The sequence below is a fragment of the Nonomuraea sp. NPDC052129 genome (genome assembly GCF_040680095.1).
GTDB lineage: Bacteria > Actinomycetota > Actinomycetes > Streptosporangiales > Streptosporangiaceae > Nonomuraea.
In genome coordinates this window covers 503,264-518,973 of the sequence record NZ_JBFAVX010000002.1, presented here as the reverse complement: position 1 = coordinate 518,973, position 15,710 = coordinate 503,264, and the positions used below count along the sequence as shown (strand labels likewise).

At 70.6% G+C, this 15,710-nt stretch carries 15 protein-coding genes; 8 read left to right on the top strand and 7 right to left on the bottom strand.

From position 1 onward, the window contains the following. Positions 1 to 17 precede the first annotated feature (17 nt). On the top strand, positions 18 to 1,187 hold the full coding sequence (locus AB0L53_RS07090) for a PASTA domain-containing protein (RefSeq protein WP_363991549.1): 1,170 nt from the start codon (positions 18 to 20) through the stop codon (positions 1,185 to 1,187). After that, positions 1,184 to 1,783 carry a hypothetical protein gene (locus AB0L53_RS07085; RefSeq protein WP_363991547.1) on the top strand — a complete coding sequence of 200 codons (600 nt, stop codon included), beginning with the start codon at positions 1,184 to 1,186 and terminating at the stop codon, positions 1,781 to 1,783. The genes AB0L53_RS07090 and AB0L53_RS07085 overlap by 4 nt, the downstream gene beginning before the upstream one ends. Before the next feature lie 73 nt (positions 1,784 to 1,856). On the opposite strand, the gene AB0L53_RS07080 is transcribed toward AB0L53_RS07085, so the two are convergent. Then, a complete protein-coding gene (locus tag AB0L53_RS07080; protein WP_357952302.1) occupies positions 1,857 to 2,228 on the bottom strand; it encodes a helix-turn-helix domain-containing protein in 372 nt (123 codons plus the stop codon). Between the two features lie 68 nt (positions 2,229 to 2,296). On the opposite strand from AB0L53_RS07080, the gene AB0L53_RS07075 reads away from it, so the two are divergent. After that, positions 2,297 to 3,133: an SDR family oxidoreductase gene (locus tag AB0L53_RS07075; protein ID WP_363991544.1), complete on the top strand. Its 837-nt coding sequence runs from the start codon at positions 2,297 to 2,299 to the stop codon at positions 3,131 to 3,133. A gap of 123 nt (positions 3,134 to 3,256) precedes the next feature. On the opposite strand, the gene AB0L53_RS07070 is transcribed toward AB0L53_RS07075, so the two are convergent. Then, positions 3,257 to 4,858, bottom strand: coding sequence for a carboxylesterase family protein (locus tag AB0L53_RS07070; protein ID WP_363991541.1), 1,602 nt, complete (start codon positions 4,856 to 4,858; stop codon positions 3,257 to 3,259). A 382-nt stretch (positions 4,859 to 5,240) separates the two neighbouring features. On the opposite strand from AB0L53_RS07070, the gene AB0L53_RS07065 reads away from it, so the two are divergent. From AB0L53_RS07065 to AB0L53_RS07045, 5 genes are read left to right on the top strand one after another with little or no spacing between them, the layout of a single operon-like run. Beyond that, complete coding sequence (locus tag AB0L53_RS07065) at positions 5,241 to 7,883, top strand: nitrate- and nitrite sensing domain-containing protein (protein WP_363991538.1); 2,643 nt, start codon at positions 5,241 to 5,243, stop codon at positions 7,881 to 7,883. Further along, entirely contained in the window at positions 7,876 to 8,301 is a 426-nt protein-coding gene (locus AB0L53_RS07060) for a roadblock/LC7 domain-containing protein (RefSeq protein ID WP_357641159.1), read from the top strand. The genes AB0L53_RS07065 and AB0L53_RS07060 overlap by 8 nt, the downstream gene beginning before the upstream one ends. Beyond that, entirely contained in the window at positions 8,298 to 8,648 is a 351-nt protein-coding gene (locus AB0L53_RS07055; protein WP_358544308.1) for a DUF742 domain-containing protein, read from the top strand. The genes AB0L53_RS07060 and AB0L53_RS07055 overlap by 4 nt, the downstream gene beginning before the upstream one ends. Then, complete coding sequence (locus AB0L53_RS07050) at positions 8,629 to 9,210, top strand: ATP/GTP-binding protein (RefSeq protein WP_363991534.1); 582 nt, start codon at positions 8,629 to 8,631, stop codon at positions 9,208 to 9,210. The genes AB0L53_RS07055 and AB0L53_RS07050 overlap by 20 nt, the downstream gene beginning before the upstream one ends. A gap of 54 nt (positions 9,211 to 9,264) precedes the next feature. Continuing rightward, a complete protein-coding gene (locus AB0L53_RS07045; RefSeq protein WP_363991532.1) occupies positions 9,265 to 10,824 on the top strand; it encodes a PucR family transcriptional regulator ligand-binding domain-containing protein in 1,560 nt (519 codons plus the stop codon). Positions 10,825 to 10,864: 40 nt separating this feature from the next. Here the strand turns inward: AB0L53_RS07045 and AB0L53_RS07040 are convergent, their stop codons facing one another. From AB0L53_RS07040 to paaI, 5 genes are all read right to left on the bottom strand, one after another. Beyond that, positions 10,865 to 11,980 (bottom strand): NADH:flavin oxidoreductase, encoded by a 1,116-nt coding sequence (locus AB0L53_RS07040; RefSeq protein ID WP_363991529.1) that lies wholly within the window; start codon positions 11,978 to 11,980, stop codon positions 10,865 to 10,867. Then, positions 11,977 to 12,582: an urea carboxylase-associated family protein gene (locus tag AB0L53_RS07035; RefSeq protein WP_363991526.1), complete on the bottom strand. Its 606-nt coding sequence runs from the start codon at positions 12,580 to 12,582 to the stop codon at positions 11,977 to 11,979. Before AB0L53_RS07035 ends, AB0L53_RS07040 begins: the two co-directional genes overlap by 4 nt. An 83-nt stretch (positions 12,583 to 12,665) precedes the next feature. Next, positions 12,666 to 13,916 (bottom strand): hypothetical protein, encoded by a 1,251-nt coding sequence (locus tag AB0L53_RS07030; RefSeq protein ID WP_363991523.1) that lies wholly within the window; start codon positions 13,914 to 13,916, stop codon positions 12,666 to 12,668. Positions 13,917 to 13,952: 36 nt separating this feature from the next. Next, positions 13,953 to 15,284: an MFS transporter gene (locus tag AB0L53_RS07025; RefSeq protein WP_363991520.1), complete on the bottom strand. Its 1,332-nt coding sequence runs from the start codon at positions 15,282 to 15,284 to the stop codon at positions 13,953 to 13,955. Further along, positions 15,281 to 15,703: a hydroxyphenylacetyl-CoA thioesterase PaaI gene (paaI, locus tag AB0L53_RS07020; protein WP_363991517.1), complete on the bottom strand. Its 423-nt coding sequence runs from the start codon at positions 15,701 to 15,703 to the stop codon at positions 15,281 to 15,283. Before paaI ends, AB0L53_RS07025 begins: the two co-directional genes overlap by 4 nt. Between the last annotated feature and the right edge of the window lie 7 nt (positions 15,704 to 15,710).

The following is a 15,710-nucleotide window of genomic DNA, read 5'->3' as shown; positions in this document are numbered from 1 at the left end:
GAGCCGGGGAGGTGGCGATGCGCCGGTACGGCCTGGTGGCCTACGTACTTGCCGCGAGCGTGATGGTGCTGATGGCCGCGTGCGTGATCGGGCTGAGCCCGGCTACAGCCGGGGCAGCGGGGCCGACGACGGCCGGAGCGGTGAGGGCGGCAGCGGCGGAGGCCGCGGAAGCGGCGGAGCCGACGACCGCGGTGACGGAGGCGGCGCCGACGGCCGAGCCGTCCTGCCCGACCTTGTCCGAATGGAACAGCGTGACGCATGACGGCACCCGCCCGGGGCCGGTGCCGAACGTCATGGGGATGACCCGGGACAGCGCGGTCGCCGCGCTGGCCCAGGGTGGCTTCGGCGCGGAGTCCACGCCTTCCGACGCGGCGGCCGACTGGACGGTCACCGACCAGACCCCCACCAGCGAGGAGCTCGCGAACTGCGGCTCCACCGTCACCATCGACCTTCAGGCGCCGACCGTGGAGGTCCCGGACGTCGTGGGCGACCAGCGGGACGTGGCGGAGAAGAAGATCCGCGGCAAGGGGCTCGTCCCGTCGGTGACCGAGGGAGACGGGACGGGCGTGGTGGACGCCCAGGATCCCGCCGCCGGCACGCAGGTGCCCAGCGGCAGCACCGTGACGCTGACCCTGCGTCCCCCCGCGCCGACGTCCCCGACACCTGACGACCGCGTCGAGGTCCCCGACCTGAACGGGCTCAGCGCGAAGGTGGCGCGGCGGCAGCTTCAGGGCCTGGGGCTCACGCTCGTCGTCGGCAGCGGGGACTCGGGCCGCGTGAGCGAGCAGGATCCGGCCGCCGGCACCATCGTCGACCGCGGCAGCTCCGTCACCGTCACGCTGACAGCGGGACCCACGCCGACCGACCCCGCGAGCCCGGACGTCACCCCCTCCGGGACCGACGAGTCACCGCGGGTCAGCGACATCGACTCGCGGGAAACCGACTCATCGAGCACACCGCTGCCCGGCTTGCTGGTGGGCGCGCTCGTGGCGGTGGGCGTAGTGGCCTGGGCGCTGCGCCGCGCCCGCCGTGGCCGGCGAACGTCCGCGACGCCCTCCGTGGTCTGCGTCCCGTACGCCGACCTCTCGCCGAGCTTGCAGATCCGTGAGTTCGCGCCCTCGCTCAACCTCGACTTCGTCTGCCACCACGACCCGGGCCGGCAGGAGATCAGGGAGATCGTACGGTGACCGTTACCTTAATCACCCACCCCAGCACCGCCGACCTGCTGCTCTACGCCGACCCGAAACAGGCGGCGCAGGAGCTCGCGCGGGCCGTGGACGCCCGCCGGGTGCTCGACGAGATCAACCGGCAGGTCCAGACGCCGCCCGGCGAGCTGGCGCGCCGGGCCGCGGAGGCGGGTGCCGACCTGCTCGGCGGCATCGACGTGGGGTCGGTGCTGCTGGGCGGCTGGGCGAAGTACCGCAGCCTGCGCGCCGCGGCCCGCAGCACCTTGGACAACCCGGGTATGGGAAAGGTCGTGCCGCTGGCCGAGCACGAGGTCGTCTCCCATCACGAGCCCTATGTCGAGGTACAGGTCAACGGCCGGGCGCTTGGCCGGCTGACCTTCGGCGTGGACCTCATCCTGCATCTCACGATGGTGCAGGCCAGGGTCCGCGGCGGCCGGCTGATGGGACTGACCGGGGGCGACTGTACGGCCGTCATCGCCTGCAAGATCCAGGGCGTCGAGGTGGCCAGAAAGGAGTTCGTGGTGGTCACGTTGCCGATCAACCGCGACTTCGGGCAGGGCTTCGCCTTGCTGCCGGAGGCACGTACGGCGAACTGACGGCCGACTGACTTATCGGCGCGGACTGCACGGACGTGCCAGCGCGGACGGCCAGCTGATGTATCGGCGCGCCCTAACGGCCCTGGTAGCCCTCGCGGGCGGTCACGACGTCGGGCATGCGGTCCTCCAGCCAGGTGATGAGGGGGATCAGGCGCTCGGCGGCCTCGCGACCCAGCGAGGTGAGGCTGTATTCGACCCGGGGCGGAATCGTGTGCTCGGCCACCCGCAGCACCATGCCATCGCGTTCCAGGGTCTGGAGGGTCTGGGACAGCATCTTCTCGCTCACCCCGTCGACGCGGCGGCGCAGCGCGTTGAAGCGGTAGGGCCCCTCATAGAGAGCCACCAGCGCCAGGATCGCCCAGCGGCCGGTGATCGTCTCCAGCACCGAGCGAGAGGTGCACTTGCGCGAGAAGACGTCGGCCACCAGGTTCTCGAACTCCTCCATGCGTGCTAGCTTACAGTGCTTTCTGATAGAAAGTACTAACCGATAGTTCGTACTGAGAGGGAGTAATCATGATCGTGGTAACCGGAGCCAGCGGACACCTCGGCCGGCTGGTGGTCGAGGAGCTCAAGAAGCGGATTCCCGCCGGGCAGATCGTCGCGGCGGCGCGTACCCCGGAGAAGGCCGCAGATCTCGGCGTCGAGGTCCGCGAAGCCTCCTATGACCGGCCCGAGACGCTCAAGAGCGCGTTCGAGGGCGCCAGCAAGGTGCTGCTCATCTCCGGCACCGAGGGCAACCGGCTCCAGCAGCACTCGGCGGTCGTCGACGCGGCCAAGGCGGCCGGCGCCACGCTCACCTACACCAGCGCGCCCAAGGCCGACACCACCGAGGCCGGCCTCGCCGCCGACCACAAGGCGACCGAGGACTACATCAAGGCGTCCGGCGTGACGTACACGATCTTGCGCAACAACTGGTACCACGAGAACTACGAGCAGTCGATCGCGGGCGCTCCCCAGCTCGGCGCGGTTTACGGCGCTGCCGGCGACGGCCGGATCGCCGCCGCCTCGCGCGCGGACTACGCCGCCGCCACGGCCGCCGTGCTGGCCGGAGAGGGCCACGACGGCAAGATCTACGAGCTGGGCGGCGACACCGCCTGGACGCTCGCCGACCTGGCCGCCGAGATCTCCAAGGTCACCGGCAAGGAGGTCGCCTACCAGAACCTGCCGAAGGACGACTTCGCGGGCGTTCTGGCCGGCGCCGGTCTTCCGGCTCCGTTCGCGGCGCTCATGGCCGACGTGGACGTCAACATCTCCCGTGGCTGGCTGGCCGACACTCCCGGCACGCTGAGCGAGCTCATCGGCCGGCCGACCCAGCCGATCGGCGAGTATGTCCGCTCCCTGCTCGGCTGATCACTGCGGCACCCCGATGAGGGCCGCCCGTACGCCCGGGGCGGCCCTCAGGATCGGATGGTCAGCTCGGTTGCCGCGGCTCCTTCGTCGTCCTGTCCGCGCTCTGGTCTGACGGGAAAATGGTCAGAGCGCGTCCCACAGGTCGCAGTTGTGTTCGGTGGCCATCTCGGTGGCCGGGACCATCACCGACCGTCCGCCCGCGCGCAGTGACATGACGCGCGAGGTGCGGTTGTAGTCCGGCCACGGCGACGCGTACGGCGCCTGCGGCCGGGCGAGCCGGGTGAACGAGCCCCAGTAGTGCACCATGTCCGCCGCCAGCCGGCGCTCGGCCGCGTCGAAGGTGGGTGCGATCGGTGTGCCGTTGTCGAAGCTCGGCCACAGGTAGGCCAGCTCGGCGGCGTGCCCGGCGCCCCACTCGTACCCGACCGGCTCGGGGGTGAGGCCCGGCCCCGTGCGGTGGTCGAACCGGTAGGCGAACACGCGGGTGTAGGCGGACAGGTCCTTGATGAACTTGAGCGTCGGGCAGCCGCCCAGACCGGCGATGAACCCCGAGTCGGTGAAGATCGCCGCCGCCAGGTACGCGCCGGTGAACCGGTCCGGCGTCGCCGGCCAGGGATACCGGCGCAGGATGGCGTCGGCGTTACCGCCGTACAGGGACCGGACGAAGTTCTCGTACTGCGTCTGGGTCCAGTCCAGATTGCCCTGCGCGAACGTACGGCCCTCGTCACGGGTGGAGCCCACGACCAGGGGCACGCGCTGGAAGTGCCCCGCCCGGACGGCGTCACCGGGAGCCTCCGGCAGCACCGGGCCGCCGTGCACGAACGAGCTGAACTGCGGCCCGTCGACGAGCCGCGCCGGGGACAGCGCGCGCAGGCAGGCGACGGCGGTCGCGTCGTCGGCGCAGCCGAGCTGGCCGGCGATGGAGGTGCCGGACTGCTCCCCCTGGCTGACGGGCTGGCTGACGCAGGCGCCGCTCTGGATGATCGCGCGGTTGAACAGGCCGCTCGATCCAGGGGCGGTGAGGTGGCCGCAGACGGAGAACCCGCCGGCCGATTCGCCGTCGATGGTGACCTGCCGGGGGTCGCCGCCGAAGGCGCCGATGTTGCGCTGTACCCAGCGCAGCGCCGCCTGCTGGTCGAGGAAGCCGTAGTTGCCGGACTGGCCGGCCTCGCGGGTGAGCGCCGGGTGGGCCAGGAAGCCGAACACGCCCAGGCGGTAGTTGATGCTCACCACCACGACGTTCTCGAGCCGGGCGATCAGGCTGCCGTCGTGCTGGTTGCCTGAGCCGTTGACCAGGCCACCGCCGTGGATCCAGAACAGCACGGGCAGCCGCTGCCCGGCCTTGGTGCCGGTGGGCCTGAACACGTTGAGGTACAGGCAGTCCTCGGTCTCGGAGCGCGGTCCGTTGGTGCTGGCCGCGGCGGGACAGCGGTTGCCCCATGCGGCGGCGTCGCGGACGCCCGTCCACGCGCGGGCCGGGCGGGGTGCGCTCCAGCGCAGGTCGCCGACCGGCGGCTGCGCGTACGGTACGGCCAGGAACCGGTCCACGCGATCGGCCACGGCGCCCTTGAGCAGACCGGTCTCCGCCCGCACCACCGGGCGGGCCGCGCCGGCGAGGGCGGGGGTCGCGGGGAGTCCTAAGAGAAGGGCGGCGACGGCGGTCAGCAGCGCGACGACGCGACGGCTCGTTCTCCTTTTCGGCGTCGGAACGAGGGTTTCAGGCATGTACGCAACTCCTTCGGGACGGGCCGGAGGGAATCAGGCGCCTGAAACATAGCTCTGGTCCGATCTCTCGGATAGCGCTCTCCCGGTGGATGGAAGGCTTTTACCCCAAACCCCCGAACCGGTCGGCGATCCGGGCCGCGGCGGCATCCCCGCTCGTCACTGTGCGTCAGCCGCAAACCGTCACGATCACGAACCGTGCACTGACAAAGAGTCAACCCGCCATTGTGCACGAATCTTCACATCTGGAGCTTGAAGTACATCTGCCCCATCGGCATAGTGGACGCACCACAGGCGTATCAGTCGTGGCGGGCATCCTGGGGGGCCGCTACCAGTTCACGACTGCCTAGCGGCGCACCACTACGCGCGGAATTGGACACGATGGATGAGCTCGCCTCCGCCGATCCGCACCAAACTGCTGAGGATCCTGCTGCTTCCGCTGGTCTCGATGATCGCCTTATGGGGGTTCATCGCCTACTCCAGTGTGGATGAGATCGCCGCGGTCTCCCAGAGGCAGGACCGGTGGGACGCCATCGGGTCGCCGGTCCTGGAGCTGATCATCGAGCTGCAGCAGGAGCGGCAGCTTTCGGCGGCGGCGCCGCGCGGCACCCGCGCGTACGCGCTGCTGGCCGAGCAGCGGCCGATCACCGATGGCAAGGTCGCGCGGCTGCGCGAGGCCATCGGATCCATCGGCACCGGTGGCGAAGGGTCGGAGGACGACACCCCGGCCGAGGTGCGGGAGCTGGTACGGGCGCTCGACGGTCTCCAGTCGCTGCGCGAGCGCGCGGACGAGGGCGCGCTGTCCCCGCCGCTGAAGATCATCGACGCGTACAGCAACCTGATCAGCATCGCCAACCGGCAATTCACCGACTACGACGCGTTGAGCAGCCTCTCGTCCTACCGCGCGGTGCGCGGCATGGCGGCCTACAGCTCCACGGCGGAATACCTGGGCCAGGAACACGCCGTGCTCACCAGCACGATCGTGCGCCGCAAGATGTCCCCCACGGACCGTGCCTCGTTCGTCGCCGCCATGACCAGCCGCCGGCTCGTCTTCGCCAACGCCGAACGTGACGCGGGCCCCGAACTGCGGGAGAACTACGACAAGCTGGTCGCCAGTGCCCCGTACAAGCGGCTGCTGACGGTGGAAGACCGGCTGTTCAGCTGGGACACCAACGGATCGCCGCCGGTGGACCCCGACGAGTGGAAGGCCGACGCCGAGACCCTCCTCAGCGCCATCAACCTCGACACGCACGCCGAGCTGGGCCGCACCTCGGTGGAGGCCGAGGATCAGAAGACCGGGGCGTACTGGCGGGTCTGGCTGGTCCTGATCCTGGGCCTGGCCGCGGTGGTCGCGTCGGTGGCGCTGTCGTACCGGTTCGGCCAGTCGCTGATCAGTGAGCTCAGACGGCTTCAGGCGTCCGCGGTCGAACTCGCCGAACAACGACTGCCCCGGCTGGTCGAGCGGCTGCGCCGCGGCGACGACGTCGACCCGGCCACGGAGGCCCCCGGCCTTGACCCGGCCCACACCGCCGAGGTCGATCGCGTGGTGAACGCGTTCTCCGCCGTACGCCGCACCGCGGTCGAGGCCGCGGTGGGCCAGGCGACGCTGCGCAAGGGCGTCGCCCAGGTCTTCCTCAACCTGGCCTGGCGCAACCAGGCGCTGCTGCATCGCCAGCTCGCGCTGCTCGACACCATGGAGCGCCGGGTCGACGATCCGGAGGTCCTGGAAGACCTCTTCAAGCTCGACCACCTGACCACCCGCATGCGGCGGCACGCGGAGAACCTCATCATCCTGTCCGACTCCGCCCCCGCCCGCCGCTGGCGCGACCCCGTGCCGCTGTTCGACGTCGTACGGGCGGCGGTGCTGGAGGTCGAGGACTACACCCGCGTCACCGTCGCGCCGATGCCGGACTCCCCGCTGCTGGTCGGCGCCGCGGTCACCGACGTGATCCACCTGATCGCCGAGCTGGTGGAGAACGCCGCCGTCTTCTCCCCGCCCGACACGACCGTGCACGTCCGCAGCATGACGGCGGCCAACGGCTTCGCGCTGGAGGTGGAGGACCGTGGCCTGGGGATGAACCAGGACACCCTCGACGAGCTCAACGCCCGCCTGGTCAACCCGCCGGAGTTCGACCTGGCCGACAGCGACCGGCTCGGCCTGTTCGTGGTGTCCAGGCTCGCGGCCCGGCACAACATCAAGATCATGCTGCGCCGCTCGCCGTACGACGGGACCACCGCGATCCTGCTGCTCCCCACGGCCCTGCTCGCCAACGCCGAGGCCCTGGCCGTCGCCGCGGCGCACCCGGTGGGCCACGGCGGTCGCGCGCCCAGGCCCATGCGCGCGATCGGCACCGCGCCCGCCGAGGCCCGGCCCCGCGTGGTGTCCCTGTCCCCGGAGCCGTTCTCTCCGGAGCCCTTCTCCCCCGTCGTCTCGGATGCCTTCTCCGTCTCGGATGCCTTCTCCGCCCGCGGGCCCGAGGCCGTGAACGGCCGAGAGGTCCCCGGGAACCCCGGCGGCCACGGGGTCTCGGCAGACCCGGACGGCCCGCCGGACGCGCCCGTCCCCGCTCCGGAGCCCGAGCGCGCGACCTGGTTCGAGGCCGGCCCCGTGCCGAGGCCGGCACCCGGCCCGGCTAGCGATGGGCTAGGGAACAATGGGCTAGGAAACGGGCTGGGGAACGGACCGGCGAACGGGCCGGGGAGTGAGGCCGTCGCCGAGCCGAGTACCGGACCGATTTCCAGGCGAGGGGGCGGCTCCCCCGGCCCATCCGTAGAGTGGAGCCGCACGGTGCCCGCCCAGGAGGCCGACGAGGACCTCGACGGGCTGCCCATGCGCGTACCTCAAGCCAACATGGCTCCTCAGCTGCGCGCCGCGCGGCGCACGGACCGCAGCGCGGTCTCGGTGCGCTCGCCGGAGGAGCTTGCACAGATCATGTCGTCCATGCAACGTGGCTGGCAGCAGGGTCGCGGCCAGACTGAGCAGGAACACGACGTGTGGAACCGAAAGGACGACCAACCCGATGCCTGACGCCAGAAGTGAACTGAGCTGGCTCCTCGACGACCTCACCCAGCGGGTCCCCGGCATCCGGCACGCCATCGTGCTGTCCGCCGACGGGCTGGCCATGGGCGGGTCCCGGGAGCTGACGCGGGAGGACTCCGAGCACCTGTCCGCCATCTCCGCCGGCAGCCACAGCCTCGCCATGGGCGCGGGACGGCACTTCGGCCTGGGCGGCGTACGACAGACCATCATCGAGTTGGAGGGTGGCTTCCTCTTCGTCACCGCGGCGGGCCAGGGCGCCCGGCTGGCCGTTCTCGCCTCGGGTGACGCCGAGCTGGGCATGGTCACCTACGAGATGGCGCTCATGGTCAAGCGCGTCGGGGAGCACCTCTCCTCTCAGCCGAGGGGAGCGGCACCGGCACCCGCCTGGAACGGCGCCAGACCGTGACCGGGGAGGATCCCGGGCCGCTGATCCGGCTCTTCGGGCTGACCGGAGGCAGGGCGCGACCGCGTGGCGAGACGTTCGACCTGGTGGCCATCGTCACCACGGTCGGCGGCTCCTACGAGATCGCGGACCTGATCCCGGAGCATCGCACCGTGCTGTCGGTGTGCCGCAGGCCCACACCGGTGGCGGATGTCGCGGCCCACCTCAAGCTGCCGCTCAACATCACGCGGGTGATCCTGGGCGACCTGCGACGCGAGGGTCTTGTCACCATCGAGCGCCCGCGCCCCGCGGCGCAGACGATCGACGAACGCATCTACAGGGAAGTGCTGCATGGGCTACGCAGCCTCTGAGCCGGGGGCGACCGCGGTCGCCTCGGCCTTGGCCATCAAGATCCTCATCGCGGGCGGCTTCGGCGTCGGCAAGACCACCATGGTCGGCACCATCAGCGAGATCCGGCCGCTGCACACCGAGGAGCTCCTGAGCGAGCGGGGCATCGGGGTGGACGACACCTCCGGCGTTGACTCCAAGGTCACCACCACTGTGGCGCTGGACTTCGGCCGCATCACCATCCGCGATGGCTTGTGGCTGTATCTGTTCGGCACCCCCGGGCAGGACCGGTTCTGGTTCATGTGGGATGAGCTGTCGGTCGGCGCGCTCGGGGCCGTCGTGCTCACCGACACCCGCCGCCTGCAGGACTGCTTCCCGGCGGTGGACTACTTCGAGCAGCGCGGCATCCCGTTCCTGGTCGCCGTGAACTGCTTCGACGGGGCCAAGCGCTACGACCCGGCCAAGGTACGGCGGGCGCTCGGCCTGGCCGAGACCATCCCGGTGGTGCTGTGCGACGTACGCGAGCGCGAGTCGGTCAAGGAAGTGCTCACGTCGCTGGTCACGTACGCGGTGGAAGGGGCCTGACCCCCATCGGAGGAAGCTCCATAGAATCAGCTGTTCGCTGTCTATAGTTACACCGTGTTCACGCTTCAAGCCCTGGTGGATCGCGCCTCACTCGAACTGCGGGTGCTGGTGCCGGGCCGGCCGGGCGCGCTGGACGAGCCGGTCGCCTGGGTGCACAACACCGAGCTGCCCGACCCTTCGCACTACGTACGCGAAGGCGAGCTCGTACTGACGAACGGCCTGTGGATCGACCAGGTGCCTCCGGAGCACTTCGTACGCAACGTCATGAAGGCCAAGGCCGGCGGCATCGTGTTCGGCCTGCGTGCCGAGACGCCCGCCACTCCCCCGGAGCTCGTCGACGCCTGCCGCGAAGGGGAGCTGCCGCTGCTGGAGATCTCCATCGCGGTGCCGTTCACGGCGGTTTCGCAGGCCGTGGCCGACATGCTGACCGACGAGCGCAAGCAGTCGCTGGTCGGCATGGTGCGCCGGGGAGACGCCCTGGCCACGGCGATCTCCCGGGGAGCCGGTGCCTCCGGCGTGCTCGACGTCCTGCGGCGCGACCATGACCTGCCGCTCGCGGTGGTCGACAGGATGGCGCGGTCGCTCGCGATGGCCGGCGCCGATCTCGACGCGGACCAGCTGCACGCCGTGGCCATGGGATTGGCCAAGAGACCTCCGGCTCTGGAGGTGGATCTGGGGGACGCGGGACGCGCGGCGCTGTTCCCGGTGGGTGCCGTCGGCGACATCGACGCGGCTCTCATCTGTCTGCGCCCCTTGCGCGAGCTCGCGGCGGACGAGCGGGCGGCGCTGGAGCAGACGGCTCGGTTTCTCAGCCTGGAGGTCGCGAAACAGCAGGCGGTCCAGGCGATCGAGATGCGCTTCGCCAGCGAGCTCCTGGAGATGATCCTGTCCGGCGGCCGGCGCTCCGCCGAGGTCCCTGGCCGGCTGCGCGCCTTCGGCGTGGATCCGGGCGGTCCGCTGGCCGTCTGCGCCGTGGCGTTCGCGCTCGGCGAGACCGCGACGATGCACGGGCTCGCCGAGGTGATCGGGGAGTTCTTCGCGGCCGAGGGGGTGCCGGTCGTCGTCGCCGACGGCACGCAGGACGTCGTCGCCGTACTGCCCTGGCGCCATCCCGAGCGTGAGCTGCCGCTGCTCGCCCAGCGCCTGGTACGCGACGTCGAACGGCGTTTCCCCGGCCGCCGCCCGGTCGCGGGCCTGGGCGGACTCGCCGCCCACTCGGCCGAGCTGCGACCCGGGCTGCTGCAGTCCAGGGAGACCTGCCGCGTGCTGCGGCGGACCCGCTCGGGGCCGTCCGTACGGGCCTTCGCCGACTTGGGTACGCACCGGCTGCTCCTCGGATCGCTCGACGTGGAGACCTTGCACCAGTTCTCCGGCGAGCTCCTCGGGCCGATGAAGGACCATGACGCGCGGCGCGGCGGTGAGCTCGAGCTGACGCTGCGGACCTACCTCGATCACGATGGGCAGTGGGCGGCGACAGCCGGGGCGTTGCACATCCATGTCAACACGCTCCGCAACCGGCTGGCCAAGATCACCGAGCTCACCGGCAGGGATGTGGGACGCACCGAGGATCGGGTGGATCTGTTCCTGGCGCTGACCATCGACGCGCTGGACTGAGCTCGACGCGCTGGACTGAGGTCGTCGCGATGGACTGACCTTAAAGCGTCTGCCGCCACCGGCGGGCGTTGCTCAGCGTCGCCATCGGCTGGAGCATCTGGTGGTCGAAGGCCGCCATGGGCAGCCCCTGGGCCAGGCGGCGCGGGAAGTCGGGGTTGGCGAGCGCGCCCCGGCCCAGGGTCAGCACGTCCGCGTGGCCGTCCTCCAGCAGCATGGCCGCCTGGTCGAGGTCGTGCATGCCGCCGTTGGCCAGCACGGGCAGTCCCGTCACCTTCCGGGCGAGGCCGGTGATCGTCATCCCTCCGTCCAGGGTCGCCGTCTCCACCCAGTCCCGTCCTTCGCTGGCGATGTGCAGGTAGGTCGCGCCCGCCTCGGCGAGCGCGGCGAAGATGGTCTCCGCATCCCTGGAGCCGCCTGCCCATCGGTGCGTGAAGTCGTTGACCTTGCCCTGCGACAGCCGGATCCCCACGCAGAAGTCCGGGCCGAGCTCCGCGCGGATGGCGGAGACGATGTCGGCCGCCAGCCGCACCCGACGGGCGACCGTGCCGCCGTAGCGATCGTCGCGCTCATTGGTGTAGTCGGTCAGGAACTGGTCCACCAGATAGCCGTTGGCGCCGTGCACCTCGACCCCGTCGAAACCCGCTCGCCGGGCGCGGACGGCCGAGGCCACGAAACCGGCCACCGCGCGGTCGATGTCCTCCTGGCTCATCGCGCGGGGTGTCGGCCATGAACCGTGCCCGCCGTACTCGGGCATCTTCTCCCCGCGTGGCGGGACGGCCGAGGGCGCCACCGTCTCGTCGCGGTAGCGGTTGCCCTGCGACAGCGCGCCCGCGTGCATGAGCTGGAGGATCATCGACGCTCCCGCGTCGTGCACCTGCCCGACGATCTCCCGCCAAGCGGCCTCGTGGGCGTCGGTGACGATGCCCGGCTGGTTGGTGTACCCCTGGCTGTGCCAGGTGTCGGTATAGGTTCCCTCGCTCACGACGAGGGAGAAGCCGCCCTGGGCGTACGCCCGGTAGTAGTCGGCCATCTCGGCTGTCGGCGTGCCATCGGCGGCGGCGGACACCCTGGTCATGGGCGAGACCGCCAGCCGGTTGGCGAGGCTGAGCTCGCCGACGCGTTCCGGCCGTAGGGCGGGGTGCTGGACATCGTTCATCGTTCGCTCTCTCCTTGTGTGATCAGGTCGATCGCCAGCGGCGTCGGCTGGTGCCCGTTGATCCCGACCAGGTCCTGCGGGCACGCCGAGAGCACGAACACGCAGTCCATCGCCGCCTCGAACGTGATCGCGTCACCCGGGCGGCTGACCGAGCTCAGCCAGCTCAGCCGGCCGTCGTCCGCCACGGGAATCCTCATGAACACGTTGACGGGCTGCGGGATGCCCGGGCAGGCCAGGCCGAGCCGGGACAGGCTCTCGCCCAGGTTGTCCGCGCAGGAGGCATGGAACCCGGGCACGCCCAGAGCGCGATAGCGCGCCGGGTCGCAGGCCGCGATGAGCATGTCATGCCGGCCGGGCGAGGTGTCCGCCACCAGGGTGAGGATGGGCCTGCGCCGGTCGGTGACGAACTGCTCGCCGACCAGCGGGAACAGGCGACTGATGGCGGCCCGTGTGTGCGACGCGCTGAGGTGCTCGCTGACGTCGTCCGCGGCGAACGCGAACACGTCACCGACCTGACCTCCGTCAAGATCGGTGACGCGCACGCGCTGACCGGTACTGACTTTTACCGCCCGCCCTTCGCCGGCGGGCACGATGACTCGCATGCCGACAGCCAAGCAGCCGGAATACACGCCTGATCATGGAGATTGCTACCGCATTCGACACCTATGATGGATGAATCTCCATGTTAGGAGCGTTCGTCCACAACCTGGAGGACCTTCCCCGTACGGGGATGCAGCGCCAGCTCCGAGGGCCGTACCCATTCGACCGTCAGCGGATGGACGCCCCCTTCCTCCACCGTCTGGGGGTACAGCGGCCTGGCCGCGTACACGGCGTCGATGAGCCGCTGCGTCAGCTCGGGCGGCGGCTCCTCGGTGCAGGCCAGCCGCAGCGTCAGCCCGTCCTTGCCGTTCCAGCGGCGCTGCACCATCTGCATCCCCGACATGGCCCGGTCCGGGTCCGCCGCGATGAGGACCGCGCGGACGGCCTCCGTCGACATCGACACCGTCTCCACCCTGGCGCCCTCGGCCGACCTGCCGAGCAGCCGGAATCCGCGGCAGTCCGCGTCGGTCCACTCCGCCAGGTCGCCGGCCGGATAGCGGATGATCGGCATCAGCGTCCTGAACAGATTGGTGACGATCACCCGGCCGGGTACGCCGGGCACGGTGATCGGCTCGCCGGTCGAGTCGTCGATCAGCTCCACCAGGGTACGGTTGGCGAAGGCCTCGTGCACGCGCACGTCGTCGCCCGGCACCGGGCCGCCGACCAGCCCGGCGTCCACCGAGGCGTATCCGAGCGAGGCGATCCTGGCCCCGGGAAACGCCTTGGCCAGCTGGGGACGCAGGTCGTCGAAGAGGAAGTCGCCGGCGAACAGCAGCAGCTCCACCGTGTCGGCCACCTGCCCACGGGCGGTCACCGCGTCGGCCACGGTGGCGAGCTTCATCGGCGGGCCCGCCAGCACGTCCACGCCGAAGTACGCGATCAGGTCGGCGACGGAATCGTCGGACGCGTGGCAGGCGATGGGCAGCCGGACGTTCTCCACCGGGGCGTTGTGCAGCGAGTGCTCGATGTAGAGGAAGCCTCCGTACATCTCGCCGGCCGAGAACAGGTTCGCCACCCGGTGCCCCGGCTTCAGCCCCGCCCGGACCATGCCCGCGCCGAACGCGGTCACCGAATCGGCGTGCTCCGAGCGGGTCCACGGGGAGAACTTCGGCGCGCCGGTGGTGCCGCCGGAGGTGTACACGCCGGCGTCGGTCAGCGGTCCGGTCAGCAGCCGGTTGTCCGGGTAGACGTTCGCGGCCCAGAAGGCCGTCTGGTCGATGATCGGCAGCTGGGTGAGGTCGGAGGCGCCGTCGGGCACGTCACGGTACGCCTGCGCGTAGAAGGGCGAGTGGCGCCGGGCGAAGTCGACCAGGTCACGCAGGGATTTGGCGGGCATGTGTCTCTCCTAGATCCTTGTGTGAGATCCGGCGGGTCAGATCCGGCTGTGGGCCAGGCTGGGGATTCGGGTCAGCACCCGGCGGCGGTAGAACCACCAGTTCGTCGCCAGGAACACGGCATAACCGGCGACGAACACATACAGCGCCAGGTCGATGGACCCGGTCTGGCCGATGGAGATGGCGAAACCGCGCGGGATGAGGAACCCGCCGAACGCGCCGATCGACGAAGCGATGCCGATGGCCGCCGCGGCCTCCCGTCTGGCGCGCAACCGCGCGTCCGGCTCGCCGTGCTCCGCCTGGGCGGTGAAGATTGCCGGAATCATCCGGTACGTGGACCCGTTGCCGATCCCCGATGCGGTGAACAGCAGCATGAACGCGCTCAGGAAGAGCGGGAACCCGTGCTGCCTGAGCCCGGCGAGCGCGCCGACGACCCCCACCGCCATGGCCATGAAGGACCACGCGGTGACCCTGGCCCCGCCGTACCTGTCGGCCATCCACCCGCCGACCGGCCGCGACAACGAGCCGACCAGGGGACCGAGGAAGGCGAAGTACGGCGACGCGGACTCGGCGAACGTCGCTTTGACGACCAGTGGGAACGCCGCCGAATAGCCGATGAAGGAGCCGAAGGTGCCGATGTAGAGGAAGGACATCACCCAGGTGTGCTTGCGCAGGAACGCCCTCCCCTGGGTGCCGAAGTCGGTCTTCGCCACGGCCAGGTTGTCCATGAAGAAGTACGCGCACAACGCGGCGGCCACGATCGGCACGACCCACACCAGGCCCGCGTACACCAGGCCCGCGGTCGCCACGAGCGGGATCAGCAACTGCACGACGGCCACCCCCAGGTTGCCGCCGGCGGCGTTCACGCCCAGCGCGAACCCCTTATGCCGCTCGGGATAGAAGTAGGAGACGTTGGCCATGGAGGAGGCGAAGTTCCCGCCGCCGAACCCGGCCGCCGCCGCGGCGATCAGGAACATCCAGTACGGGGTCGCCGTATTCGTGACCATCCAGGCGAGCAGCCCTACCGGTAGCAGGAGCAGCAGCGCGCTGGCCACGTTCCAGTTGCGGCCGCCGAAGGCCGAGACCGCGAAGGTGTACGGCAGCCGCAGCGTGGCCCCGACCAGGTTCGGCACCGCCACCAGCCAGAAGAGCTGGTCGACGGTGAAGGGGAACCCCGCTTTGGGAAGGAGGACGACGATCGCGCTCCACAGCAGCCATATCGCGAAGCCGAGATGCTCCACGAAGATGGAGAAGACCAGGTTCCTGGTGGCGACGCGGCGCCCGGTGGCCGCCCAGAACGTGGGGTCCTCCGGCTCCCAGTGATCGATCCAGCGCCCGGTCCGCCGGGTCGCCGGCTGCTGCCCGCTCATGAATGCTTCCCTTCGTCGGCTTGCCTGGCCTCATCGGGCCGACCGGAGACCGTCACGCTCTGGCCGCGGAACTCCGCGACGATCTCGCCGGCCGGGCGGCGTACGGTCACGTCGTAGACGCCGTTCCTGCCGTACCTGACGCGCTCCGTGGCCTCGGCGACCAGCTCGTCACCGGCCGCGGCCGGGCGCAGGAACGTCACCTGCGCGCTGTGCGCCAGCGTGACGCGGCCGTGGGAGTTGCAGGCGTACGCGAACGCGGCGTCGGCGAGCAGGAACAGGTAGCCGCCGTGGGCGATGCCGTGGCCGTTCACCATCTCGCCGGTGATCCGCATCCGCAGCCGCGCCCGGCCGGCGGCCACCTCCTCCAGCGCGATGCCGAGCGCGCGGCAGGCCGGGTCCTCGGTGGTCATACCGTTCATACCGTGG